This window comes from Candidatus Palauibacter sp., from assembly GCF_965237495.1.
GTDB lineage: Bacteria > Gemmatimonadota > Gemmatimonadetes > Palauibacterales > Palauibacteraceae > Palauibacter.
In genome coordinates this window covers 1,129,273-1,153,248 of the sequence record NZ_OZ250143.1, presented here as the reverse complement: position 1 = coordinate 1,153,248, position 23,976 = coordinate 1,129,273, and the positions used below count along the sequence as shown (strand labels likewise).

Annotated in this window: 22 protein-coding genes; 12 read left to right on the top strand and 10 right to left on the bottom strand. The window is 67.9% G+C overall.

Annotated features, from left to right (window positions below):
* Positions 1-114 precede the first annotated feature (114 nt).
* Positions 115-720 carry a peptidylprolyl isomerase gene (locus tag ACPXY0_RS04920; protein ID WP_423929016.1) on the top strand — a complete coding sequence of 202 codons (606 nt, stop codon included), beginning with the start codon at positions 115-117 and terminating at the stop codon, positions 718-720.
* Positions 721-733: 13 nt separating this feature from the next.
* On the opposite strand, the gene ACPXY0_RS04915 is transcribed toward ACPXY0_RS04920, so the two are convergent.
* Positions 734-2,014 carry a M28 family metallopeptidase gene (locus ACPXY0_RS04915; protein WP_423929014.1) on the bottom strand — a complete coding sequence of 427 codons (1,281 nt, stop codon included), beginning with the start codon at positions 2,012-2,014 and terminating at the stop codon, positions 734-736.
* Between the two features lie 89 nt (positions 2,015-2,103).
* Here ACPXY0_RS04915 and ACPXY0_RS04910 point away from each other — a divergent pair, with 89 nt between their 5' ends.
* The 4 genes from ACPXY0_RS04910 to ACPXY0_RS04895 are packed head-to-tail and all read left to right on the top strand — an operon-like array spanning position 2,104 to position 5,666.
* Entirely contained in the window at positions 2,104-3,201 is a 1,098-nt protein-coding gene (locus tag ACPXY0_RS04910) for an alpha/beta fold hydrolase (RefSeq protein WP_423929012.1), read from the top strand.
* Positions 3,202-3,245: 44 nt separating this feature from the next.
* Complete coding sequence (locus tag ACPXY0_RS04905) at positions 3,246-3,842, top strand: hypothetical protein (protein ID WP_423929010.1); 597 nt, start codon at positions 3,246-3,248, stop codon at positions 3,840-3,842.
* A 6-nt stretch (positions 3,843-3,848) separates the two neighbouring features.
* Positions 3,849-4,403: a DUF6644 family protein gene (locus tag ACPXY0_RS04900; RefSeq protein ID WP_423929008.1), complete on the top strand. Its 555-nt coding sequence runs from the start codon at positions 3,849-3,851 to the stop codon at positions 4,401-4,403.
* A gap of 21 nt (positions 4,404-4,424) precedes the next feature.
* Positions 4,425-5,666 carry a 6-bladed beta-propeller gene (locus ACPXY0_RS04895; protein ID WP_423929006.1) on the top strand — a complete coding sequence of 414 codons (1,242 nt, stop codon included), beginning with the start codon at positions 4,425-4,427 and terminating at the stop codon, positions 5,664-5,666.
* Positions 5,667-5,684: 18 nt separating this feature from the next.
* Here the strand turns inward: ACPXY0_RS04895 and ACPXY0_RS04890 are convergent, their stop codons facing one another.
* Together ACPXY0_RS04890 and ACPXY0_RS04885 are read right to left on the bottom strand one after the other, a co-directional pair.
* Positions 5,685-6,998, bottom strand: coding sequence for a formylglycine-generating enzyme family protein (locus ACPXY0_RS04890; protein WP_423929004.1), 1,314 nt, complete (start codon positions 6,996-6,998; stop codon positions 5,685-5,687).
* Positions 6,999-7,058: 60 nt separating this feature from the next.
* Positions 7,059-8,444: a formylglycine-generating enzyme family protein gene (locus ACPXY0_RS04885; protein ID WP_423929002.1), complete on the bottom strand. Its 1,386-nt coding sequence runs from the start codon at positions 8,442-8,444 to the stop codon at positions 7,059-7,061.
* Between the two features lie 307 nt (positions 8,445-8,751).
* Here ACPXY0_RS04885 and istA point away from each other — a divergent pair, with 307 nt between their 5' ends.
* The 3 genes from istA to ACPXY0_RS04870 all read left to right on the top strand — a co-directional run bounded on the left by istA (position 8,752) and on the right by ACPXY0_RS04870 (position 11,981).
* Positions 8,752-10,269, top strand: a complete 1,518-nt coding sequence (gene istA, locus ACPXY0_RS04880; RefSeq protein WP_423929000.1) for an IS21 family transposase — start codon at positions 8,752-8,754, stop codon at positions 10,267-10,269.
* Positions 10,266-11,084 carry an IS21-like element helper ATPase IstB gene (istB, locus tag ACPXY0_RS04875; protein ID WP_419167119.1) on the top strand — a complete coding sequence of 273 codons (819 nt, stop codon included), beginning with the start codon at positions 10,266-10,268 and terminating at the stop codon, positions 11,082-11,084. Before istA ends, istB begins: the two co-directional genes overlap by 4 nt.
* A 396-nt stretch (positions 11,085-11,480) precedes the next feature.
* Positions 11,481-11,981 (top strand): DUF6644 family protein, encoded by a 501-nt coding sequence (locus ACPXY0_RS04870; protein ID WP_423928998.1) that lies wholly within the window; start codon positions 11,481-11,483, stop codon positions 11,979-11,981.
* On the opposite strand, the gene ACPXY0_RS04865 is transcribed toward ACPXY0_RS04870, so the two are convergent.
* The 6 genes from ACPXY0_RS04865 to ACPXY0_RS04840 form a co-directional block, all read right to left on the bottom strand.
* Entirely contained in the window at positions 11,973-13,484 is a 1,512-nt protein-coding gene (locus ACPXY0_RS04865; RefSeq protein WP_423928996.1) for a hypothetical protein, read from the bottom strand. The genes ACPXY0_RS04870 and ACPXY0_RS04865 overlap by 9 nt on opposite strands.
* A 149-nt stretch (positions 13,485-13,633) precedes the next feature.
* Positions 13,634-14,152 (bottom strand): DUF6152 family protein, encoded by a 519-nt coding sequence (locus ACPXY0_RS04860; protein ID WP_423928994.1) that lies wholly within the window; start codon positions 14,150-14,152, stop codon positions 13,634-13,636.
* A gap of 100 nt (positions 14,153-14,252) precedes the next feature.
* Complete coding sequence (locus tag ACPXY0_RS04855) at positions 14,253-14,585, bottom strand: type II toxin-antitoxin system PemK/MazF family toxin (RefSeq protein ID WP_423928992.1); 333 nt, start codon at positions 14,583-14,585, stop codon at positions 14,253-14,255.
* A complete protein-coding gene (locus tag ACPXY0_RS04850; RefSeq protein WP_423928990.1) occupies positions 14,576-14,827 on the bottom strand; it encodes an AbrB/MazE/SpoVT family DNA-binding domain-containing protein in 252 nt (83 codons plus the stop codon). The genes ACPXY0_RS04855 and ACPXY0_RS04850 overlap by 10 nt, the downstream gene beginning before the upstream one ends.
* 43 nt (positions 14,828-14,870) lie before the next feature.
* Entirely contained in the window at positions 14,871-15,728 is an 858-nt protein-coding gene (locus tag ACPXY0_RS04845; protein ID WP_423928988.1) for a hypothetical protein, read from the bottom strand.
* Positions 15,729-15,988: 260 nt separating this feature from the next.
* Entirely contained in the window at positions 15,989-16,879 is an 891-nt protein-coding gene (locus ACPXY0_RS04840) for a hypothetical protein (RefSeq protein ID WP_423928986.1), read from the bottom strand.
* 170 nt (positions 16,880-17,049) lie between these two features.
* Here ACPXY0_RS04840 and ACPXY0_RS04835 point away from each other — a divergent pair, with 170 nt between their 5' ends.
* Both ACPXY0_RS04835 and ACPXY0_RS04830 read left to right on the top strand, forming a co-directional pair.
* Entirely contained in the window at positions 17,050-18,171 is a 1,122-nt protein-coding gene (locus tag ACPXY0_RS04835) for a peptidyl-alpha-hydroxyglycine alpha-amidating lyase family protein (RefSeq protein ID WP_423928984.1), read from the top strand.
* Between the two features lie 40 nt (positions 18,172-18,211).
* On the top strand, positions 18,212-18,982 hold the full coding sequence (locus tag ACPXY0_RS04830) for a hypothetical protein (protein ID WP_423928982.1): 771 nt from the start codon (positions 18,212-18,214) through the stop codon (positions 18,980-18,982).
* A gap of 67 nt (positions 18,983-19,049) precedes the next feature.
* Here the strand turns inward: ACPXY0_RS04830 and ACPXY0_RS04825 are convergent, their stop codons facing one another.
* The gene (locus ACPXY0_RS04825; protein WP_423928980.1) at positions 19,050-19,733 is read right to left on the bottom strand and encodes a S41 family peptidase; all 684 of its coding nucleotides are present in this window, start codon (positions 19,731-19,733) and stop codon (positions 19,050-19,052) included.
* Positions 19,734-20,713: 980 nt separating this feature from the next.
* On the opposite strand from ACPXY0_RS04825, the gene ACPXY0_RS04820 reads away from it, so the two are divergent.
* Positions 20,714-20,908 (top strand): hypothetical protein, encoded by a 195-nt coding sequence (locus ACPXY0_RS04820; protein WP_423928978.1) that lies wholly within the window; start codon positions 20,714-20,716, stop codon positions 20,906-20,908.
* Positions 20,909-20,992: 84 nt separating this feature from the next.
* Positions 20,993-23,926, top strand: coding sequence for a TonB-dependent receptor (locus tag ACPXY0_RS04815; RefSeq protein WP_423928976.1), 2,934 nt, complete (start codon positions 20,993-20,995; stop codon positions 23,924-23,926).
* The last annotated feature ends 50 nt before the right edge of the window (positions 23,927-23,976 follow it).

Below are 23,976 nucleotides of genomic sequence, written 5' to 3'. Positions count from 1 at the left end.
ATGCGCCCATGGTGGAGGTGCGTTCAGGTCGCCGATGCGGGGGCAAGGTCGCCCGGGCATCGTCCGAGAACGTAAGGTTGTGCCGATCAGGTCAGCAAAAAGGGAGGGGCAAGCGTGCGAACTCGTTGGGTCATCACCGCCGTTCTCGCGCCGCTGAGTCTCGGGGGCGCCGGCTGCCGCGCCGCTCCGCCCCCGGCCGCGGACCCTGTCCGGGTCGTCGTCGAGACGGAGATGGGCGCCTTTGAACTGGAAGTCGATGTCGACCGGGCGCCCGTCACCGCGGCCAACTTCCTCGGCTACGTGGACGGCGGGTTCTACGACGGCGGCACCTTCTTCCGGACCGTGCACGCGGACAACCAGCCCGAAGACTCGATCCGGATCGCGGTCGTCCAGGGGCGACGGAACCCGGATGCGGCGGCCGAGTCCTTTCCGCCCATCCCGCTCGAACGCACCAGCGAGACGGGGATCCTGCACCAGGACGGGGCGGTCTCGATGGCGCGCGGAGGCCCCGACACCGCCACGAACAGCTTCTTCATCTGTATCGGCGACCAACCGTCACTCGACTTCGGGGGGATGCGCAACCCCGACGGCCAGGGGTTCGGGGCCTTCGGGAGAGTCATGGCGGGGATGGACGTGGTGCGCGCGATTCACCAGGCACCGTACGAGGCACAGCAGTTGACGCCGTCCGTGCGGATTCTGAGGGTCTACCGCAAGGACTGATAGGCCGGCGCGGTCAGTTGTCGAGCGTGGCGCCGGTCAGCTGGGCGATCGCGGCGAGCGTCGTCTGTCCGGCGTTGAGGCCGAGCCGGAAGTCGTCGTCCGTGTACGTCGCCCACACGTCCGTCGGCTGGTGCCAGTTGGGGTCCCAGCCCGCGCCGACCTGGGCGCCCCGCTCGTTCTCGCGCAGGCTGATCGACGGCACGATGTCCATGAACGGGGTCGAGTCCGTGTTCGTCATGTGGGGACCGACCGCGGCCGGGTAGTCCGTCGCGTAGCGTTCGTTCGCGACCTTGAACAGGAACGCGAGCTTCATCGAATCGGCCGCCCGCTCGGAGTTGGACTGGAACTCGACGTTCACGTCCGCCTCGGGCCGCTGGTTCCGGCTCACCAGACCGTCCGGGCCGGGGGCGCCGTGGTCCCACAGCATCATGTCGTGCTGCACCATGCCGACCCAGCGCGGCTCGGGATAGCGGCCGGAACCGGGCGGATCCTCCACGCCCTGCAGGTCCTGACGCTGCGCGACGTAGGCCCGCGCCCCGTTGAGGCCCGTCTCCTCGTTGTTCCAGAGGACGAAACGGATCGAGCGCTCGGTCTGCACGTCCGGCGCGCTGAACACGCGCGCGAGTTCCATGACGAGGGCCGTGCCGGAGCCGTCGTCGTTCACCGCCTCGTTCACGCCGTGGCCGTCCATGTGGGCGCCGATGATGTACATCTCGTCCGGGCGGGTCGTCCCGACCTTCGTGCAGTAGACCTCGGACCGCTCGCCGTCGACCGGTTCCTCGCGGTTGAGTTCCCGGATGCGTTCGTCGGGCTGCGCCATGAGATCGCGGTTGACGCCGGTGGGGCCCCGGTAGCCGAAGAGCGTGCTGCCGCCAGAGCCCGGGCCTCGCCGGCCCACGAGGCCGCCGGTCGCCGTCGTCAGGTCCCCCTCGTTGGGCGCGGGGCGGCGGCGAGCGGCGCCCCGAGGCGCGGTCCCGCGCGGCGCCGCGTCGGGTGGGGGCGGCGGCGGGAAGGTGTAGACGATCCGCTCCCTGTTGGTGCAGCCGAACGCCTGCAGCTGCGCCTCGATCCAGTCGACCGCATCGCGGTTACGCTGCGTCCCCTGACGGCGGTCGCCGAACTGGGTCAGCCCCTTGAGCGTCGTCTTGTAGTTGTCGAGCGTCAGCCGGCTGACGAGGGCCGCCACCGGGTCGTCCTCCGCGGTGGGCTGCTGTGCCTGGAGCGCGGGCGCCGCGGCCCCGAGCCAGAACGCGGCGGCGGTGACGCCGAAGGAAGCGAATGAGCGTGTACGCATGAAGAACCTCGCAGTAGCAGGACATCCGGCGTTGCTCACCGTAGGTTGGCCCGCAGGGGGACCGCAACCGTCCGGAAGGGAGGACCACCATGTCGATTGCCCGCCACCTCGGCCTCCGTCGGCAAGCCCGCGGAGTCGCCGCGCACCGAGGCCTCGCACCCCGCGTTGCAGCGGTTCTCACTCTTGCGGCCGTGCCCGTCTCGGCCCAGACGGAACCGCCGTCAGCCCCGCCCGCCGACTGGGAAGCCACGGCGATCGACTACAGCAACGTCCCGTACCCGCACCCGGTGTCGTATCTCGATGTCGAGGTGTATGGAGATCCCTATCGGCTCGCCTACATGGACGTGCCCCCCGCCGGCCCCGCGAACGGACAGGTCGTCGTGCTCTTCCACGGGATGAACTTCTTCGCGGCGGGGTTCCGGCCCACGATCGAGGCCCTGCGGAACGAGGGATTCCGGGTGATCGCGATCGACCGGCTGGGGTTCGGCCGGTCCTCGAAACCGATCATCCACTACAACCTCCACATCCCGGCCAGGAACGCGAAGCGGCTGCTGGAGGCGCTGGGGATCAAGCGCGCCGCGATCGTCGGGCACTCCATGGGCGGCATGGTCGCGACCCGGTTCGCGTCCACCTACCCCGAGGCCACGACGCACGTCGCCATGGTGAACCAGATCGGCCTCACCGACTCGCGGCCCGGACGGGCGTGGACCGATCCCGCCGAGACGTATGAGTCCATCCTCAACGGGACGACGTACGAGTCGGTGCTCCGGGGGCACATGCGCTATTACCCGAACGGCTGGCGGCCGGAGTACCTCGAGTGGGTGAAGGTCCAGTACGGTCTCACCCTGAGCGGCGACTGGCCGCGCATGGCGCGCGTGCGCGCGGCGCAGCGCCAGATCCTGTACGAGGACCCCGTCGTCTACGAGTGGCAGCACATCGCGACAAAGGCGCTCGTCATCGGGGGCGCGGAGGACCGGCTGGTGGCCGACTATCCGGCGCTGGCGCGGAATATCGCCGAGGAACTGCAGAACGCCGAACTCGTGATCTTCTCGGAAGTCGGACACTCGCCACAGTTCGAGATCCCGGAGCCGTTCCATGCGGAACTCATCCGGTTCCTGCGCTCCGATCCCGATGAGCCGGCGGATCAGGCGTGGCGGGACACCGACATCGGCCGGTCGCGGGGTTAGCCGCGAGGGGCGCGGGCCGCTCCGAAGGAATAGGTTCCCCGCCCATGAAGATCTCGAATTCTCCCAAGGAAACCGAAGGACGGGTTCGCCTCACGGGCATCTCGCTCGCGGCCGTGGCATTCGCCGCCGGGTTGGCCGCCGCGTGTTCGGGGGAAGCCCCGGAACGGCCGGTCGTGGTCGCGGACGTGACGGACCTGATGATCTCCGTGCTCGAACCCGCCGCCGAGACCTACTGGGACGGCGTGGGGGAGATCCTCGTTGAAGAGGGCGTACACCTCATCCGCCCGCTCACCGACGACGACTGGACGGCGCTCCGCAACGCGGCGTTCATCCTCGCGGAGTCGGGCAACCTGCTGATGATGGACGGGCGCGTGCGGGACCGCGGGGACTGGATGGCCCATTCGCGCGACATGGTCGATGCGGGCCGGTTGGCGCTCGAGGCGGTCGACCGACGAGACGCCGACGCCGTGTTCGACGCGGGTGCGGAGGTCTACTACGCCTGCCGCGACTGCCACGCCCGATACGCCGCCGAGACTCTCAGGCCGAGCGACCCCCGTAGCACCGCGCCTGCCGACTCCCTGGGGGCCGTGGCCGAAGACACGTCGACCGGCGATACGACGGACGATCAGGGGAGCCGCTAGGCGCAAATGGAACGATTCCTCGAGTGGCTCGGGAGCACGCCCTGGAGCGTGGCCCTGCTGGAGTCCACGCTGGCGTGGCCGCTGATCGAGTCGGCCCACGTGCTCGCGGTGGCGCTCTTCTTCGGGACCGTGATGATGAACGACCTCCGGCTCCTCGGCTGGACCATGCGGCGCGTCCCCGTCTCGGAGGTCACCGGCCGCCTCCTCCCGTGGACCCGGATCGGGTTCACGATCATGGTCATCACCGGATTTCTCATCTTCTACTCGAACCCGGTCCGATACTATCACAACATCTTCTTTCGACTGAAAGTAATTCTGTTCATAGTCGCGGGACTGAACGCTTTTCTCTTTCACCGGGGGATCCGCCGCCGGGTGCTCGAGTGGGAGCGCTCTCCCGTCCTTCCGGGGCGGGCGCGTGCGGCGGGCGCCGTCTCGCTCGCGGCGTGGGCGCTCATCATCGTCTCCGGCCGACTCATCGCCTACAACTGGTTCGACTGTGACATCCCCGGTCAGCCGGACTGGATCAACCGGGCGGCCGGCTGCCCCGTGGCGGGGGACTGAAGGGCAAGGGAAGGTCGATCCATGCGTCTCTCAGGACTCGCCGCCAAAGCGGACCCCACGCGTATCCTTCCCGGTCTCGCGCTGATGATCGCCCTCTGCGCCTGCGAAACGGAATCGCCGACGGCGAACCCCACACGCGAGACGCTTCCGAATGGAGCGGTCCTGGTGCGGTATCCCGGCCTCCCCGCCATTGACTCCGTCGGTCCGGTCGTCAGCGAAGTGCGTGTGGACCTGCGGTTCGGCAGCGTCGAAGGGGATGACCCCAACCTCACCTTCGGCGATATCCGGGGTGTGGAGGCCGCAAGCGACGGCACGATCTACGTTCTGGACTATCTTGCGGCCGAGGTGAGGGCCTACAGTCCCGACGGTGAGTACGTGCGAACGATTGCGCGCCGCGGGGAGGGTCCCGGAGAGATCCTCGAAGCCAATGGGATTCATCTCTCCGGCGACACCCTTCTCTGGATCCACGATCACTCCCGGTGGGTGATCATGGGGGTGGACCCGAACGGGGAGGAGGTACTCAGGTTCGGCAAGCCGGTCAGGAGGTACGGATACATGTGGAGCGGGGAGTTCGACAATCCGGGACGGTACTGGAGGAGCACCTCCCATTCGGACGAGGTTCGGAGCTACCCGCCCGACCCGGGCCTGCAAACGGGGACCGTGAGGCGTTACTACAAGTCCTACGACCTGTCCAGCGGGGCCATCGACTCGGTCTATCTGGGCGATAGCAGGTATCGATCGTACAGCTACACGTTCAGCGGAGGAGCGGGAGTCCTCGGCATTCCCTTCCAGTCCGGCGAGAGCATCCTGGTTCATCCGTCCGGAGGATTCTGGCGCGCCAACAGCGCTTCGTATCGTATTGCCCGGACCAATGAAGCCGGCGACACGCTGATCGTCATCGAGGCGGGGCTGGAGGAGCAGCCGGTGACGGCCGAAGACCGTTCGGCGTACGTCGAGGGGATCGCCGAGGGGGCCCCGGAAATGCGGCGCTACGCCGAAGAGGTCGCGACCCTCATGCCGGACGTCAAGCCGATCCTCGGAGGTCTGTTCATGGACGAGGAGGGACGGCTCTGGGTCCGAAGGGTCACTCCTGCCGATGCCCCCGCCTTCTACGACCTGTTCTCCGAGGACGGCGGCTACCTGGGTTCCGTTCGCCTGGGGTTCGAGGCAGCCGGGCCCCTCCGGGTCCGCCACGGCCACATCTACACCTGGATCGCGGACGAGCTGGACGTGCCGTATGTCCTGAGGGCGCCTCTGCCATGATGCCGGTCCCCCGCTGGATCAATTCAGCGTTCGGGCGACGCGGAAACCGATGTTGTTGAACCGGCTGTCCAAGGGGTTCCAATCCCGGCTCGTCGACCGAAGGCGCCCTGGGCTGGCGCTCCAAGAGCCACCGCGGATGACCCGGTCGCCGCAGTCCCCGGACTCCCAGGCGCTCCCATCTGTCGGGGCGCCGGCGTAGCTCCCGTTCCAGCAGTCCTGCGTCCACTCGTACACGTTTCCCAGCATGTCGTACAACCCGAATCTGTTGGGGATGAGCGACCCCGCGGGCGCCGTTGCAGCATATCCGTCGGAACACTCCACGGGTGATCCGGAGAAGCCCCACTCCGCGTGCGCCGTCTCGTCGTAGCCGTTCGCGTGGCCGCACTGGTCGGAACTCGTGTCTCCCCAGAAGCGCCCCGTGACCGTCCCGGCGCGGGCCGCGTATTCCCATTCCGCCTCGGACAACAGCCGGTAGTCTTGTCCCGTCTGCCGGGAGAGCCACGACACGTAGGCCTGGGCATCGTCCCAACTCACACCGACCACAGGACGGTCTCCGCGGCCCCAGCCTTGGTCCGACGGCCAGTGGCCGCCACAGGCACCGGCGTCCACGCAGGCATCCCATTCCGCGAACGTCACCTCGTACATGCCGACCGCAAACGGCGCGCCGAACATCACGTGGTGGCGCGAGCGCGGTGGCCCCATGGTGAACGCTCCCGCGGGCACCACCACCATCTGCGGGCATCCGGCACAGTCGCTCAACACATCCGCCGGGCCGACGGCCACGGCCATCGGGCTCTCTTCCGGCGCGGCACCTGGTGTCGCGGCATCCAGTGTCACGGTAGGCGCTGCCGATGAGTCCGGGACGGCGACCGGCGCGGCCGCGAACCGATAGTTGGCGCTCCAGTTGGCGAATCGGGGCTCGTGTCCACGCAACACGTAGATGTAACTCGTGGCCGCCGGAGTTTCGCCGGGGGCCGTCGGATCTCCGCTCCCGCGGCGTATTTCGCCAACGGCGACTCTCAGGTGGACCCGCCCCGAAGCCCGGTTCGCGGGCAGGCTCCCGTTCGTGCACGGCGGCTCCGGGGCCTCGATCCGGAAGGAGACGTTCAATTGGTCGAGTGGTCTACCGGACCTGTTGTGAACGGAATAGTCCAGCTGCCAGACGTCGATCGGCTGACCGTGATTGGCCATTTTCCGCCTGTACGCCTCGACTGTCTCGTACGCCTGGAGCACCTCGCATGTCTCCGCTTCGTCCTCGACGATTCTCGCCGAGCCGCGCAACTCGATCACGTCCGACTCGAACAGCGTTTGTGCGTGCAGGTCCGCCGTCACGCCGGACCACAAACACCATCATCAACACCGTCGTCACGGGCCAGTCAGTCCTCAATCGGATCATCGGTTCAGCGTCCGGGCGACGCGGAAACCGAAGCTGAGGAACCGGTAAGCGGCGTTGTTCCAGTCCCGCCGCGCCGAGCGGCGGTCCCGCGATTCGTTGAGCCAGGAACCGCCGCGCAGGACCCGATAGGTGCAATCGTCCGACTCCCGGGCGCGCGCGTCGGTCGGCGCACCAGAATAGTCGTCGTTCCGGCAATCCTGCGTCCACTCGGCCACGTTCCCGATCACGTCGTACAAGCCGAAGGCGTTCGGGGCGAATGACCCCACAGGCGCCGTGTACTCATGCCCATCCGCACACGATGCGAAACCATCATCCCCGTTCGCGTACCGGCACTGACCCGCCTGGCTCTCGCCCCAGTAACGCGCCGTCTGCGAGCCCGCCCGCGCCGCGTATTCCCACTCCGCCTCGCTCGGAAGCCGGTACTCCTGCCCGGTATGTCGGGACAGCCACCGCACGTACGTCCGGGCGTCGGTCCAGTTCACGTTGGTCACCGGCCGGTCCCCCCGGCCCCACCCCTCATCGTCCGGCTCGTAGTCGCACCCGCCGGCCCGCACACAGGCGTCCCACTCCGCGAACGTCACCTCGTACATCCCCACCGCGAAGGGGGCCCCGATCGTCACCGAGTGCTGCGGGCCCTCGTCGTCGCCCCGGCCTCTCTCCGACGCGGGAGAGCCCACCGTGAACGTGCCTGCCGGCACCTTCACCATCTGCGGACACCCCGAGCAGTCGCTGAACACATTCGCCGGGTCCACCGGGGGGATGTCCGGGGGGACGAATTCCGGCACGGCGGCGGGCGGCGGGGGAGGTTGGGTGGGGTTCGCTCCTTCAGGCACTCGGACCGGTGCGGGCGCACGCTGGACGACCGGGACCGCCGCGAATTGGTAGTTCACGCTCCAGTCGGCGAACCAGGCACGGTGTCCGCGGAACACGTACACGTAGCTTGTCGCCGTCAGGGTTTCGCCGCGAGGCAGCGGGTCGTCGCCCGCGGCGCGCAGGATTTCGCCGAACGCGGCCTTCAGCCGGACCGGTCCGGGCAAGTTCCGGCTCGCACGCAGGCCCCAGAGGGTACACGGCGGCTCGTGGGCCTCGACCCGGTAGACGGCGAGCAATTCGGCGAGTGGCCTTTCGGACCCGTTGTACACGGAATAGTCCATCTGCCAGATGTCGATCGGCTGGCCGTCGTTTCCCCTCTTCCGCCTGTATGACGCCGCCGATTCGTGCTCCTCGAGCACTTGACACCCTTCCGCACCGTATTCGATGATTCTCGCCGACGCGCGCACCTCGATCCCGTTCTCCGAGTACAGTGTCTGCGCGTGAACCTCTGCCGCCGCTGCCGACAGGAAGCCCGACACGACGAGCCAGCGCATCCCATAGCGAAACATCCCCAATCTCCGTGAGTTTGGCTCCCGTGCACGCCCGCGGCGGGGCGTTGTCGCCCCGAGTATAGGGGAGAACACACCCGGGATACCATACGCCATCCGCCCGATCGGGCGGCGTGGCGCTTGACGATCGCCAGCCCGTTTACGACGCTCCGTGCGACCAACTTCTCCGAAGGTAAACGCCATGAGACGCAATAACTGTAGCGCGACAATCAGGATGAGAAGCCAGCGACAATCAGGGTGAGAGAGCCGGAGGTGGTTGTGGCCGGCCCGAAGTTTGGTGTTTTCCCCTTGAACGGAGAGACGCCAAGTGCCGGGCCGACACATCACGGACCACCAGAAGGAGCTCTACATGACGCACCGGAAGAAGGACCGTCCCGCGCTGGCTGCGGCGAGGGCGGGGTTCAGCACGGCGACGGCGTACCGGATCGAAGCGGATCCCGGGCGGTCGTCGGAGAAGAGGAAGCCGAGGGAGCGAAGGCGCCCGGATCCGCTGGCGGGGATCTTCGAGGAGGAGATCGTACCGCTGCTGGAGGCGAGCCCGGGGCTGCGGGCGGTGGCGCTGTACGAGGAGATGATGCGGCGCCATCCGGATCTGCACCCCGGGGTGAGGCGGACGCTTGAGCGGCGGGTGCGGGGCTGGAAGGCGAAGTACGGGCCGGAGCGGGAGATCATCTTCCGGCAGAAGCACGAGCCGGGGCGGCGGGGCCTGTCGGACTTCACCGACGCCGGGGCGCTGGGGGTGAGCATCGCCGGTGAGCCGCTGGTGCACAAGCTGTACCACTTCCGGCTGGAGTACTCGGGGTTCTGCCATGTGGCGGTGGTGCTGGGCGGGGAGAGCTACGTGGCGCTGGCCGGGGGGCTGCAGGATGCGCTGTGGGCGCTGGGCGGCGTGCCGAAGGAGCATCGGACGGACAGCCTGTCGGCGGCGTTCCGGAACCTGAAGCGGGAGGCAAGGGAGGATCTGACGGCGCGGTATGAGGCGCTGTTGGATGACTACGACATGAAGGGGAGCCGGAACAACCGGGGCCGGGCCCACGAGAACGGTTCGGTCGAGGGTCCGCACGGACACCTGAAGCGGGCGATCGAGGATGCGCTGCTGCTGAGGGGCTCGCGGGACTTCGAGACGACCGGGGAGTACCGGGCGTTCCTGGGCCAGGTGGTAAGCCGCCGCAACGCCCGCAACCGGGAGCGGATCGACGCGGAGCGGGCGGTGCTGGGGCCGCTGCCGGGGCGGCGCAGCGACGAGTTTGAGGAGACGCTGGTGCGGGTAACGACCACGGGCGGCTTCACGTTGCGCCGCGTGTTCTACACGGTGCCCTCGCGTCTGGTCGGACACCGGCTGCGGGTGCGGCTGTACGACGACCGGCTGGTGGTGTACGCGGGCACGGAGCAACTCATGACGCTGCCGCGGGGCCACGCGGGCCCGGGAGGGCGGCGCGGGCGGGTCGTCAACCACCGGCACGTGCTGCCGTCGCTCAGGCGCAAGCCGATGGCGCTGCTCAACTGGGTCCACCGCGACGGCCTGTTTCCCCGCGGCGCCTACCGCCGCGCCTTCGACGCGCTGCGCGAAGGTCTGGACGACCGCGAGACCTGCCGCCGGATGGTGGACCTGCTCGCCCTGGCCCACGACCACTGCTGCGAAGCCCGGCTGGCGGCCGAGATCGACCGGGGACTCGATGCCGGGGAACTCCCCGATCCGGAGCTCCTGCGCAAGCGCTTCCCGCCGAAGCCGGACGGCATCCCGGATGTCGGCCTGGCCCTGCCGCCCGTGGCGGACTACGACGACCTCGGTGCCCCCGCCCCGCACGCCGGAGGACTCTCATGAGCGACCGTTTCGTCGTGGATCCGCCGCAACTCGACCTGCTGCTGAAGCAGCTGCGGCTGCCGACCATGCGCGCGCTGTGGCGTGGCTTCACCGAGCGTGCGGACCGGGAGGGCTGGTCGGCGGCGCGCCTGCTCGCCGCGCTGGCCAGCCAGGAGGTCACCGACCGCGAGCGCCGGCGCTTCGAGCGGCACCGGGCCGAGGCGAAGCTGCCGCCGGGCAAGACGCTCGACAACTTCGACTTCACCCTCGTGCCCGCGGTGTCGAAGGCGCGCGTGGGAGTCCTGGCGAGCGGCGACACCTGGCTCGATGAGGGCGCAAACGTGCTTTTGTTCGGGCCGCCCGGAACGGGCAAGAGCCACTTGGCAGCGGGTCTCGGGCTCAGGCTGGTCGAGAACGGGTTCCGGGTGCTCTACCAGCGCACGGCGAACCTGGTCCAGAAGCTCCAGGCGGCACGCCGGGACCTCGCCCTCGAAGGAGCCATCCGCAAGCTCTACAAGTACCATCTGCTCGTCCTCGACGACTTCTCCTACGTGACCTCGGAGAATGCGGAGACCAGCGTGCTCTTCGAACTCATCGGCGCCCGCTACGAGAACCGCTCGCTCCTGGTGATCGCCAACGAACCCTTCAGCGCCTGGGGCAGGATCTTCGGCGGCGACGCCATGACCCTTGCCGCCGTCGACCGCCTCGTCCACCGCTCCCACATCTTCGAACTCAACGTCGAGAGCTACAGACGCCGGGCGGCCATCGCGGCCAGGCGGGCAGAGGCGGGGGAGCCGGCGGACGGGACGCAAGCGGGAGGACCGGAATCGGGCTGACGCGGCCACGAAAACGCTTCGATGTCTGTCGAAAGACCGGCACGGGGCCCGAGGATGCGGCTCTGAACGGCGCCCAGAGCCGTCCAAGGGCGCATCAACGAAGCTTCGAACCCCTCCGGATCGCCCAAGCCGGGGCGAAACCGCCCGGTTCCGGGCAATCCCGGCCGCAAACGGCCCGAGGATCCGCCCGCAGAGACCGCCGAACAGGCTTCACCCTACCCTTACCCCTCAAAGAATCCGCGCTCCACCGCCCCGCCACCCCGCGCCCTCTTGCCCCGCGTCCCCGAAACCGCCTACATCCTCGCACTCGTAGCGTCGCGACCCCTCGTTCTCACCTTGATTGTCGCAACGTTCTCATCCTGATTGTCGCTGGACAAATAACGGAGGGGAGCATTGATGGGAGGCCGCCAGTTCGCCCCGGAAGCGTGGCTCCCCTTCTTCGAGCGGCTGGAGAACACGGCCCTCGGCATCGTCGTCCGCGAATCGATCTGGGCGTTCCCGATCATCGAGGCGGTCCACCTGCTGGGGCTGGGGCTGCTTGGCGGGGCACTGCTGCTCGTGGACCTGCGGCTCTGGGGGACGGGACTCACGCGCCAGCCGATCGCCAACGTCGTCCGGCACGGGCATCCGTGGCTCGTGGCGGGGGTAGCGCTGATGTTCCTGACCGGGATCCCGCTGCTTCTGTCGGAAGCGGTGAAGTGCTACTACAACACGTCCTTCTGGGTGAAGATGATCTCGCTGCCGGTCGCGCTGGCGTTCACCTTCGGGGCCCGGAAGTGGGTGGTGGCCGCAGCCCCGAGTGGCGCGAACTGGCGCACGCGGCTCATCGCCTTCATCTCCCTGGGGCTCTGGTTTACGGTCGCCGCGGCGGGGCGCTGGATCGGCTTCTCAGCCTGAGGGCTCTGATCCCTTATCCGGGTGTGTTATCCGAATCAATACATCGTCGTGACCGCTGACCGTATCGGCCAGAACCGACGCGGCCATATCCCTGGAGGGGAGCGTGTAGTCCTCGGCCACCGACATGTCCACGACCCACCCGAAGTCAGCGAGCGCGCCCAGCGTGATGGCGGAAACGTAGTTCAGGTCCAACACCGGGCAGTTGCCACGCGCCATGATCTCGCCGCACAACACAGCCCGCCAATGCCCGCCGGTATCGTCGGGGTAGTTCGTCAAGGGCACCTTCCCGCCGAGGTAACCGCTCCCGCCAGCCTCATCGAACGCGGCAACGGCGTTCGGTCCCGGGAAATGGACATCCGCGCGCCCCGTCCCGCGCGTGGGGTTCACAAGCCGCACGTCGCCGTAGTACCAGTACGTTCCGATGCCGAACACATGGGCCAGCTCGTGCAGCATCACCTCGTATGCGAAGTTGTCGGGGACGCGACCGAACGTCCCCGGATCGTAGGGGCGTTCCACGGGCCAGTAGACTCCACCAGCGGGGAAGTAGATCCCGTCACCTTCCCCTCGATCCACGAGGGGTCCTCGCGGCCCGCCGCACGCGAAACCGTTGCAGTCTTCGTACCCGTCGAACACGACCACCTGGAAATCCGTGGGGCGGGTGTTGTCCTTCAAGGCGGCTTCGTAGAATCCTACCGCCTGATCGAACAGCACTTTGGCGCACCGCGACCAATCGTCCGGTTCCTCGTACACCAGATCAACCCGAAACCCCGTGGAGGCGCGGTCGTAGACGGGGCGGCGCTCCAGCTCCGCAGGGTAGCAGTCATCGACCGCCGTCAAGATCCGCCCCGTGCGCAGCTCGAAGGCGGACGATAGCGCCCGGTAGTGCAAGTAGCGTCTCCCTCGCCCAACCGCCGTGATCTCCAGCTCACCGTTGCCGTTCTGCATGACGTCGAGGATCGCTGGACCACTGTCGTCGTCGTCCGGAGTCTCGCCTACATAGAACTCGTAGGAGATTTCAGCGGCACCCGCGCGCGAGGTAAACCAGTTAAGCGGCGTGGACGCGCGCTCCCCTACGTCGTTCAGGGTGACACCTTCTGGCAGTGTGCGTGGACCCGTGGCGGTGTCCAGCGTGGTCGGGAGAACCACCACGAGGCTGTTAGCTACATCCCCCAGCCTTGCAGTAACCGTGAGAATCTGCGTCTCAGCGGGAGTTCCGCCGTCAAAGATGGTCCAGTACTGGTGGCTTTCCCGCTGAAGCGATATCTGTTTCAGGCTGTCACCGACAAGCGTGCGATACGTCACCGCATCTGTGCCCGTTGAGAACCCTACTACCGGTTCCACACCGGTAACGGGGTTCCCGTCCTGCTGCTTGGCCGTGACGCGGATTACCGGGGAGGTGAGGCCGGGACGGATGATCAAGGTGTCCGCGCTCACCCACTCGTTGAAGTCCAGCACGACGTCACTCAGGTAGTCCTTAATGATCTTCCGTGTCTCGATGACCACGCTTGCCGCGATGGGCGGCGGCGGCGGGGGGGGTGCTACGGGAGGGGGGGACGGGACCATCGTGCCGCCGCCTTCACAGGCGGCCAGAAGTACGACGACCCAAGCGCTGATCCACCGAAACTTCTTCACCCTGGGCCAAGCCTTTCGTGCTAGTCGTGCTCCTCGAGGATGCTGTGGCTCGTAACGTCCAGGATTTCGCCTTCCCAGCCGGGGGGCGGCTGGCAGGGATTGTTCTGGTAGCTGGGCTCGTTCGGCCTCGGAGCACCGCCGGGAGGGGCGCCGGCGCCCGACGAGCCCATGAAGAACTTGGTGCCGTCGGTGAAGGTCACGTCACGGCCGTTGGCCCGCTTGAGCGAGTGGTCCTTGGCCTGGTAGCCGTCCACGATCAACTCAGTGCCCGGAGCGAGGCAGTCGCGCTTGAGCCCGCGCCGGAGGAGCGTATTGGGCGTCCCGCCCTCAACCATCCACACATGGGTCGCGGTATCGGTCTGCACCTCGAGGTGAATCCACGTGTGCGGGTTCACCCACTCGAGCATGACGACCGAACCCTGCAGCCGAATGGGGGCGTCTCGATCGAACTCGGCCCCGAAGGCGTGGTGCGCGATGAGGGGCGCCGCCGCAGCCAGCGCGACCCCGCCCGCCAGGAGGTACAAACTAATCTTCCGCATCGGTCTCATCCGGGTTTCGTTCAACAGTCCGGCGTGAAAACGCCGGTCAGCATTGCTTGCCGCAAGGTAACAAACAGGAGGGAAGCTTCGCGACCTCAGGTCACGGAGCGAACATTCGCTGAAGTACGTTGAGGACGTCGGCCATGGTCTTGCGAGATAGCCGCCCGAGGCGTCGCACCAGGCGGACGCGGTCGACGGTACGCAGTTGATCCACGACCACGTATCCATCGCGGTTGCGGAATCGACAGGCTATGCGGAAAGGGTAGGGCCGACCGCCGGTGGTCATCGGCGCCACGAGGAACGTCCCCAGGGAGGGGTTCAGGTCATCCGGCGAGACGATGACGCAAGGCCGGGCCTTCCTGATTTCGGAGCCGAGGGTGGGATCCAACGCCACAAGGTAGACGTCACCACGCCTCGGTTCCCCTACTTCCATTCCCACTCGGATTCATCGAAGGCGGCAGGCACCGGATCGTCGAGCAGTCCGCCGTCACCCCGGTCCGCGAGTTCTCGCGCCGCGTCGGCCCACCCGGCCCGCGGTTCGTTCACACGCTCGATGAGCAAGCCCGAATCCACCACGCGCAACCTGAGTGGCTCGTCCAGCCGCGCGGCCTCGACCATAGCCTTCGGGATCCGGATGCCCCGGGAGTTACCGATTTGGATGAGTCGCGTTTTCATGCCTTGCCCGCCCTCGAATCGTTATCCTGTAAGTACAAAGTAATTACGGCGAGCCTTCCGTACCAGATGCGCGGGCCGCGGCACGCTCCTGGGCGCGGGCGCCGCTGAGGACGTTGGAGAGGGCGTAGTTTCCCTCGTGGCAGGCGTACTCGTACAGCTGGCCTTCGAGCCGCGTGAAGGGCACTTCCCCGCCCCAGTTGCTCTCGAACGTGTCCGGGTCCTCGACCGTGAACTCGTAGTTGATCGTGTGCTCGTCCGCGCGCGTGAAGCGTTCGGTCACCGTCATGTTCTCCGAGCCCGGGGCGAAGAGATAGGCGTACGCCGCCATCTGGTCGGGGTTCAGGTTCCTCGTACGTACCACGAGGGTGTCGCCCGCCCAGCGGCCCCGGGAATCGCCCATCCACGGCCGCACGCCATCGGGGAGCGGCTTCGGCTCTCCCATGCGGATGATGCGGACGTCGTGCACCATCTCGGTCATGATCATGATGTGATCGGACGTCTGCACGATCGAGTAGTTGTTGTTGTAGAAGTAGTTGGGCAGCATCGGCGGGCCGGCGTTGGAGCCGAACGAGAGGATGCAGCGCTCACCGACAGGGCGGTTCTCGGGGTTGTCGAACTCGCCCGCCAACCGCCGGAATGCCTGCATACGGCGGCGCTGGCCGTCGGCGGTCACGGCGGGGATCCGGCCGTCCTCCGGACTCGTGATGAGCGAACTCCGGGGCTCTCCGTTGAACTCCGCGACCCGGTCGCCCGCGTCGATCCAGAAGTAGTTGTAGCCGCCGACGCCGCCGGCGGCCCCGGTCGACCCGTCGCCCCCGACGGGGGGTGCTTCGCGGTCGGGATCGCTGGGCGCGTTGCGCGTCTCGATGAACTCCTGGCGCCCCCCCTCGCGCTCCGCCACCTGCTCCGGGGTCAGCTACCAGGGGTTCGCCCTCGGGCCGCTGGAGCGGGGTCATGGTGCCGTTCGTCCATTCCCCCTGGAGGTCCGGCCGGCCATCCGGGGTCCGCGGCACGACCCAGCCCCCGCCGTCTCCCCGCGCGACACCATCGGGCGAGGCGCAGGCCGCGAATCCGAGCCCGGCCCCGAGGACGAGCGCGAGGCCGGGACGCCATCCGGTCGCGACCCCTCCCGGGAGCCTCGGAACGTTCATGCGGGCACGCCTATCGCGGAATCGGGTTCTTGCGCAGGTGCCCGTACATCAGCTCTTCCACGAAGGGGACGCACTTGAACTGACCCAGCCGCGCGTCGGGGTCCACGTTCCGGTACAGCGGCAGGCGGACCGTCCACGGCTCGGAGAAGGTCTGAGGATCTTCCATCGTGGCTTCGTACATGAGATGGTCGGGCCCGAGCATGGTCCAGCGTTCCGTAACCACGAGCTGGTAGCTGTGGTGGTTCCCGGCCCGGTCGAACCAGGTGCGGCCGTTGAACCCGTTCACGGTGACGACGAAGGTGTCTTCCTCCCACCGGCCCACGGACTGGCCCATCCACGAATCGACCTGCGGACGGCCGGGATCCTCGAGATAGATGTCGCGGACGGCGCCCGCGTACTCGTAGGCGATGAAGAACTTCGAATCGCTGTGGAAGATCTGGAACGGGAGGTGCATGTAGTTGGCGCGCGGGACGCCGGGCAGGTAGCAGCGGATCTCCGGGTCCCGCTCCAGCCACTGCTCACGGTTCTCCTCGCGGCGCGCGAGGGCCTCCGGCAGGTACGGGATCCGCCCGCCGACGACGATCCCCTGTCCGGACGGCACGGAGCCGACGGCGCCGAGCGCCACGACCCCGTTCGCGGGTACGGGCACGACGGGACCTTCCTGCATGGCCAGCGCCGGACGAGCCATGTGCGGTTCGATGTCCCAGTAGGCGTTGCCGAGGGCGGCCCAGATGCCGTTGAAGTCGGGGCGGCCCGAGGGGTTTCGCGGGATGCCGTCATCCGGCGCGCACGCCGCGACGACTCCCGCCACCAGCACGAAGAGCGCACCCGAGACGCGACGCCCGCTGCGGGAATCACACCTCGCGCCTCGGACGCCGCGCTTCCTCCAGACGTTCACCATGGACACCGACCTCCGGGGTTCATCTCGCCGTGTGGAACCGGAGTCGAAACTGCGGACCCTCCGATTGTCTGGCCAGATCGGGACCGGGAAGGCACATTCGAGAGACGGGGATGGTGCGCGGTGGGGCCGGAGGCAATCCGTCAGCAACACTGGAACGGTATGGAGGACACATGAAGAGCCTGCGTGTAACCAGACTGGCGCACACCATCGCGGTGGGAGCGGCGCTCCTCGGGATCACGGCCTGCGCGGCCGGAGACGCCCCCGAAGCGGAGATGATGGATCCGGCGGACGTCGTGGATCCGGCCGCGGCCGGCCTTCCGAACCCTACCCCCGTCGTCACCAAGGACTGGGCCCCGCTGCCGGACGGGCGCGTGTGGGGCTCCACGGCGGGCATCGACATCGACCCGATCGACGGCCACATCTGGGCCTACGACCGCTGCGGGGGGATCGCGCTCGCGGGCGGATGCGCCGAGAACACCGTCGATCCGGTGTTCAAGTTCCACCGCGAGACGGGCGAGATTCTGGCCAGCTTCGGGGCCGGCCTGTTCGTGCTTCCGCACGGGATTCACGTCGACGAAGACGGAAACGTCTGGATCACCGACTCCCAGGGGACGGAGGACAAGGGGCACACGGTCGTGAAGTTCTCGCCCGAGGGCGAGGTACTCATGACGCTGGGGCAGACCGGCGTCCGCGGCAGTGAGCCCGGCTCCTTCTTCAACGAGCCGTGCGACGTGATCACGGCCCCGGACGGGTCGATCTTCGTGTCCGATGGCCACAGCGGGCAGAACGCGAACCCGCCGGAAGGCTCCACCGGCCGCGTCATCAAGTTCTCGCCCGAGGGCGAGTACATCATGGAATGGGGCCGGATCGGCGACGGGCCGGGCGAGTTCCGGACGCCGCACGCGCTGGAGTTCGACTCGCAGGGCCGGCTGTTCGTGGCGGACCGCGGCAACCACCGGGTCCAGATCTTCGACCAGGACGGGAACCTGCTCGATACGCACTATCAGTACGGCCGCGTCAGCGGGCTGTTCATCGACGACGAGGACAACGTGTACGCGATCGACTCGGAGTCGAATCCGAACCAGCACTCCGACTGGCTGACCGGGGTCCGCATTGGCCACGCGTCGGAGGACCGCGTGACGGCGTTCATCCCGCCGCACGAGTCGGAGGACCCGCAGGGCGAGGCCGGCGAGGGCGTCGCGGTCGACGCCGACGGGAACGTCTACGCCGCCGAGGGGCCGAACTCGCGTCAGGCCGCCGAGGGCGGACTGACGAAGTACACGCGCAACTGATCTGCGCGGGAGCGATGTACCATTGCCGCAGGAGAGAACGATGAGACGATTCGGATTGGGAATCGCGGCGGGCGCGTTCGCGCTGGCGGGCGCCGTACCCGGCGTGATGGCTCAGGAACTCAACGAAGTCTGTCCGGACTCACCCGATGGCACGGGTGCCCTGTGGGGGGCCGTCATGGACGAGGACGGCGAGATGGGGCTCCCGGGCGCGGGCGTCGTCGTGACGTGGGAGGTGGACGGGGAAGCGGGAGGCACGGAAGGCCAGACCGCATTCGACGGCGGCTACGTACTCTGCTACGTGCCGCTCGAGGTGGCCCTGGCCGTGCAGCCGACGTTCGGGAACGTCGGCGGGAGCGTGACGGCGGCCAGCCTAACGGATCCGATCACGCGGATGGACCTCGTCTTCTCCCTCACCGGCGCGACCGGGGGTGGCGGCGACGATGACGACCGGATCTGGGCCTGCTTCGGCGTCGACGACAACGCGGTCAACCTCACGTACTCGCGACTCCTCCGTTGCGACCCGGGCTGGCAGGGACTCAATCGCTGTCCGAAGGAGGAGGAGCACGGACAGGTCCAGGCGACGATTTCGGGAGCCTCCCGCGCGGCCGCAGCTGCCCTCTCGGACAACGCGAACGCAGGGGACCGCGCCGCCGAGTTGATCCGGAGCGGGGAGTTCCGTGAAGCGCTCGAGAAGGTCCTCGCCGATGCGAGGCGGCTGGGGGCCAACGCGCTGATCAACTGGCGGCAGACCCGGAACTCGCTCACCGCCGAGGCCGTGACGGTCGGGGTGGACCCGGAGACCTGCCGCTGACCCTGCAGGATCCGTGATCCGGCGCGTGGGTCCCTCCTTCGAGAGACCCCCGCGCCGGCCCCGGGAGCTAGGGCCGGCGCACCCGGATCGGGAAGTTGGGCCGCACCGGCTGCTCGACCGGTGACGCCTCGAGTTGCTGCATGACGACCTCGATGGCCCGCTCCAGTTGCGGGTCCCGCCCCGCGATGACCTCCGCCGGCCATTGCTCCACCTCGATGTCCGGCGGCACCCCCACGTTCTCGACGATGAACCCGTCCTCGGTCCAGATCGCGAGGTTCGGCGCGGTGATGGACCCGCCGTCCATCAGGATCGGGAACCCCAGAGTACCGACGAGCCCGCCCCACGCGCGTCGGCCGATGAGGGTGCCCAGACCGAGCTTGCGGAGCATCCACGGCAGCATGTCGCCCCCGGATCCCGCCGTCTCGTCGATCAGCATCACCTTCGGACCGGGGATCGCCCCCTGCGGCGTGATGAGGTCGGCGCCGTAGCGCATGGCCCAGTGCGACACGTACGGCCGGCGCAGGATGTTGATGTAGTAGTCCGCGATCTGGCCGCCCCCGTTGTGGCGCTCGTCGACGATCACGGCTTCGCGGTTCGTCTGCGGGAAGAAGTAGCGCTTGAAGTACTCGTGCCCCGCCCCCGCCGTGTTCGGCACGTACACGTACGCCACGCGCCCGTCCGTCGCCTCGTGGACGCGGGCCAGATTCCCCTCGACCCAGTCCCGGTTCCGCAGCGCCCCCTCGTTCGCCACCGGCACCACGCCGACGGTGCGCGCCCCGGCTCCATCCGGCGGATGAAGGCTTTCAGCGTGTTCGTCACGTCACGCCCGATATGGCGATCCAAGCGTCCTTCACCCACCGCCTCGGCGATCTTGCCGAGCATGGTGGTGGCCTCCGTCGCGGTCTTCGGTTCACCCAGGAAATCGAGGCGGCGGGCGGCGCGGCGCAGCACCTCCGTCTTGTCGCCAGAATCGGCCAGCCCGTCTTCGATCTTCTCGCGAATCCACTCGCTCGTGTTCTGTCCGCGCTTGCGCGCCATCGCGATAATGCGGGCCTTCGTTCCGGCGGGCGTTCTGACGAGAAGCTGCTCTACCATCTCGCTCATGGTGTCTCCCTCGGGTTTGGTGGCGAGGGGAACGGCGTGTTCCCTCACGTACAAGATACCCCTCGGCTGTCTGACAAGCGGACTTTCATGTAACAATCGGACTCGTATGTAACCAATCGGAATGTCGTGTAACAATCCGGGGCGGTGGAGACCGCCTCCAGCCCGCGAAGATTCCACCCGAACTGGAACACCCCGCAGAACATCCTCCAGAAAACCGTACGGCGGGGGATGGCGGAGCCGCCTCCGTACCCCCCCGAACCCGTCCCGAACTGGAACACCCGGCACAGAACTGGAACACCCGGAAACCCGCGCGGTATAAGGCGATTCGGTACGTTGTTCTAGTTGTTCCAGTAGTTCCAGTAGTTCCAGTATTTCTCACCTTAGAAAAAGACAAGAAAGACGTACGGATCCGTACGTTTATAGTGAAATCGCGGCGGTTCGCGCCTCCCCCCAATATCGGGGGCCGTGCTGCGCTCGTTGCGGGAACGCGCTACCGTCTCGCGAGGGCCGCGCCACGCGAGCGGTCTACTGCGGCGATTGCCGACGCACCGTGACCCTCGAACAGAAGCGCGCGACGTGGCGGAAGCACGGCCACCGATACGGCCAGACCCCGAAGGGAGACACCCCATGAAGCTAAGGCACCTCCTCTCCGGGGAATGGGGCGGGCGGATAAGCTCCGACGCGACCGGCGAGAGTTACCCGTTCGAGGCGTCGATTACCCACTCCCCGCCAGATTTCGCGCCGGGAGTGGAACCGCCGTCCAGTTTCACCGGAACCGCTCGCTTCGTCGTGGAAGGGATTAGCGTGTCCTACGGGCTGTAGCGGGCAGTAGAGGTTTAGCTTGCGATGGGTGAGGGAGGACGAGGGGTTGGCCAGCGGGATGGAACCGGAAGGAGGGCGTTCACGATGAATGGACTCGGGGTGGGTGTCGGCCGGCGCGCGAGTTTCGGGCGTCTGTTTCTGGCGGTGGTGATCGCGTTGGGGGCGATCCCCGGCGCCGCCTGGGCCCAGGCCCGGATCGTGGGTATGGTGACGGACGAAGACACCGGTACGCCGCTCGCCGCCGTGCTCGTCGAGGTCGTCGATGCGGACAACACCGTCATCGGGCGGGCGACCACCGGGCCCGGCGGAGCGTACGAAATCGGCGGCGTGGCGCCCGGCACGTACTCGATCCGGTTCACATCGCCGGGCTGGCGCACCGTGATCATGGAGTCGCAGGCCGCCGTCGCCGGGCAGTCGAGTACCGTGTCGGCGGTCATGGCGGCGCAGGACTTCGCGCTCAACCCCCTCACGGTCACCACCTCCCGCACGTTCGAGAAGGCGCTGGACGCGCCGGCCGCGGTGGAAGTCGTGTCGACGCGGGAGATCGAGGAACGTCAGGTGACCTCGCCGGTGGAGCACGTGGAGCAGCAGCCCGGCGTCGATGTGGCGCGCACCGGGATCCGCGGCCGCTACGCGGTGCTGCGCGGCTTCAACGGCATCTTCTCAGGCCGCGCGCTGTACATGACCGACAACCGGATCGCGCGCGTGCCGTCGCTCCGGGTCAACGTCTTCTATCTGAACCCGACGTCGGAACTCGACCTCGAGCGGGTGGAGACGGTGCTGGGCCCGGGATCGGCCCTCTACGGACCGAACGCCGCGGGCGGCGTCATCCACTACCTGACGAAGTCACCCATTCGCTCGCCCGGGGCGAGTTTCTCGGTGGGAGGCGGCCTTCGACAGCAGGGTAACGAGCCGGGGATCGGGAGCCTCCCGATCCAGGGCGGGGACGCGGGCCTGTTCCAGTTCGACGGGCGCATCGCGGTGGCCCCGAGCGACAAGTTCGGGTTCAAGATTTCGGGACAGTACTTCGACGCGACGGAATACGTGTACGACGATGTCGTCGAGGCGCAGGCGCGGGGCGCGGGGCAGGCATGCGTCGCGGCCCAGTTCGACCTCTCGTCCGCGCCCTGCCAGGCGTTCACCGCGGGACTCGACCTGACGAATCCGACGGATCAGAGCATCCTGCAGCAGTCGGCCCGCAACGTGGCCATGGGGCGCGATTCCGGCCACCGCAACTGGGGCGTGGACGCCCGCATGGACTTCGAACCGTCGCCGGGGACGTCGCTCGTCCTCGCGGCCGGACGGAACGTGGCCGGGCGGGCGACGGAACTCACCGGCCTGGGCGCGGCGAGCGTGACCAACTGGGGCGTCACCTACGGGCAGGCGCGCTTCCGGCACAAGGACCTGTTCGCGCAGGTGTTCTACAACTACAACACGAACGACGAGACCTTCCTCCTTCGCTCGGGCCGCCCGCTCTTCGACAACTCGTCGCTGCTGGTCGGACAGCTGCAGTACCAGTCGCGGTTCGGCTCCGCGCACCGGGTCATCTACGGGGTCGACTACCTGGGGACGAATCCCGACAGCGATGGGACGATCAACGGACAGTTCGAGGACGACGACCAGACGACCGAGATCGGCGGCTACGCGCAGTGGGAATGGGCGGTGAGCCCGAAGCTCGACCTCACGGCCGCGGTTCGGTACGACTACAACAGCAGCCTCGCGGATCCCGTCTTCTCGCCGCGCGCGGCGCTCGTCTACAAGCCGGATGCGGCGAACTCGTTCCGCGTCACCTTCAACCGGGCGTTCTCGACGCCCTCGTCCACGAACCAGTTCCTCGACATCTCGGGCGGGACGATCCCGATCCCGGGCCTGCCGTTCCGGTATGACCTCCGCGCCACCGGGGCCGGTGGAAACGGGTACATGTACATGAGGGATTCGAACGGAATTCCGATGCACATGTCTCCCTTCAACGTGCTGCTCGGCGGGAGCCCGCGGCAGTTCCTGCCCACGACCACGGCCCAGCTCTGGGCCACGGCGATGGCGCTGCTCGGCGCCGCCGATCCGCAGCTGGCGGCGCTGGCCCCGCTGATCCCCGCCCCGTCCGCGGACCAGGTGGGCTTCCTGGCCCTGCTACTCGACACGGAGACGGCGGGCGGCGGCGCGCCGCCGCCGGGCTGTGTGGCGCCCCCGTTCTGTCAGGCCGTCGACCTCGCCGCCCTCCAGGACATCGAGGCGCTCGGTCCGACCGTGAGCAACACACTCGAGGTCGGCTACAAGGGCGTGTTCGGGGACCGGGTGTCCTTCGGCGCCAACGCGTGGTTCACCCGCTACGACAGCTACATCTCGCCGTTGCGCCTGCTCTCGCCCAACATCTTCCTGAACGGCGCGCAGCTGCGGCCGTACCTGGAGGGCGTGTTCCGGCAGTTGGTCGGGGTCGCCTTCCCCAACGAGCCGGTGGCGCTCGCCACGGCCCAGTTCATCGCCGACCTGGCCGGCCAGGTTCCGCTGGGCACGGTCTCGCCCACGAGCGCCGGCGGCACCGGAGCGGCGCTGGTGCTCGGATACCAGGACCTCGGAGGCTTCGATGTCATGGGAGGCGAACTGGGCGCCGGCTTCCTGCTCAGCGACCAGCTCGAGCTCGCCACGTCGCTCTCGCTCATCAACAAGAACACCTTCGAGACCGCCGGCGAGCTCGTCCGCCAGGTGTCGCTGAACTCGCCGACCGTGCGGGGCACGGCGTCGCTCACGTACCGGAACGCCGCCGCCGGCTTCAACGGCGGCCTGCGCTTCCGCGCCCAGAACGCCTATCCGTTCGATTCCGGTCCGTGGGTGGGCGATCTGGAGGCCGTCACGACGCTGGACGCGAACCTCGGTTTCCGCGTCCCGGGGTACGAGGACCTCTGGTTCCAGGTCGACGTCTCGAACGTCTTCGACGACGCGTACCAGAGCATGGTGGGCGCCCCGGCGATCGGGCGCGTGGTACTCGCCCGGCTGCGCTGGGACTTCAGCCCCTTCTAGCAGCCCGTCTGGCAGCCCGCGACCGTGGGCGCGGGGGCGTGAGCGGCCCC

Coding starts and splice junctions, on each gene's coding strand:
- ACPXY0_RS04915 (WP_423929014.1), bottom strand. CDS start 2,014: ATGCGTACACGCTCATTCGCTTCCTTCGGCGTCACCGCCGCCGCGTTC.
- ACPXY0_RS04910 (WP_423929012.1), top strand. CDS start 2,104: ATGTCGATTGCCCGCCACCTCGGCCTCCGTCGGCAAGCCCGCGGAGTC.
- ACPXY0_RS04905 (WP_423929010.1), top strand. CDS start 3,246: ATGAAGATCTCGAATTCTCCCAAGGAAACCGAAGGACGGGTTCGCCTC.
- ACPXY0_RS04900 (WP_423929008.1), top strand. CDS start 3,849: ATGGAACGATTCCTCGAGTGGCTCGGGAGCACGCCCTGGAGCGTGGCC.
- ACPXY0_RS04895 (WP_423929006.1), top strand. CDS start 4,425: ATGCGTCTCTCAGGACTCGCCGCCAAAGCGGACCCCACGCGTATCCTT.
- ACPXY0_RS04885 (WP_423929002.1), bottom strand. CDS start 8,444: ATGTTTCGCTATGGGATGCGCTGGCTCGTCGTGTCGGGCTTCCTGTCG.
- istB (WP_419167119.1), top strand. CDS start 10,266: ATGAGCGACCGTTTCGTCGTGGATCCGCCGCAACTCGACCTGCTGCTG.
- ACPXY0_RS04870 (WP_423928998.1), top strand. CDS start 11,481: ATGGGAGGCCGCCAGTTCGCCCCGGAAGCGTGGCTCCCCTTCTTCGAG.
- ACPXY0_RS04860 (WP_423928994.1), bottom strand. CDS start 14,152: ATGCGGAAGATTAGTTTGTACCTCCTGGCGGGCGGGGTCGCGCTGGCT.
- ACPXY0_RS04855 (WP_423928992.1), bottom strand. CDS start 14,585: ATGGAAGTAGGGGAACCGAGGCGTGGTGACGTCTACCTTGTGGCGTTG.
- ACPXY0_RS04850 (WP_423928990.1), bottom strand. CDS start 14,827: ATGAAAACGCGACTCATCCAAATCGGTAACTCCCGGGGCATCCGGATC.
- ACPXY0_RS04840 (WP_423928986.1), bottom strand. CDS start 16,879: ATGGTGAACGTCTGGAGGAAGCGCGGCGTCCGAGGCGCGAGGTGTGAT.
- ACPXY0_RS04835 (WP_423928984.1), top strand. CDS start 17,050: ATGAAGAGCCTGCGTGTAACCAGACTGGCGCACACCATCGCGGTGGGA.
- ACPXY0_RS04830 (WP_423928982.1), top strand. CDS start 18,212: ATGAGACGATTCGGATTGGGAATCGCGGCGGGCGCGTTCGCGCTGGCG.
- ACPXY0_RS04820 (WP_423928978.1), top strand. CDS start 20,714: ATGAAGCTAAGGCACCTCCTCTCCGGGGAATGGGGCGGGCGGATAAGC.
- ACPXY0_RS04815 (WP_423928976.1), top strand. CDS start 20,993: ATGAATGGACTCGGGGTGGGTGTCGGCCGGCGCGCGAGTTTCGGGCGT.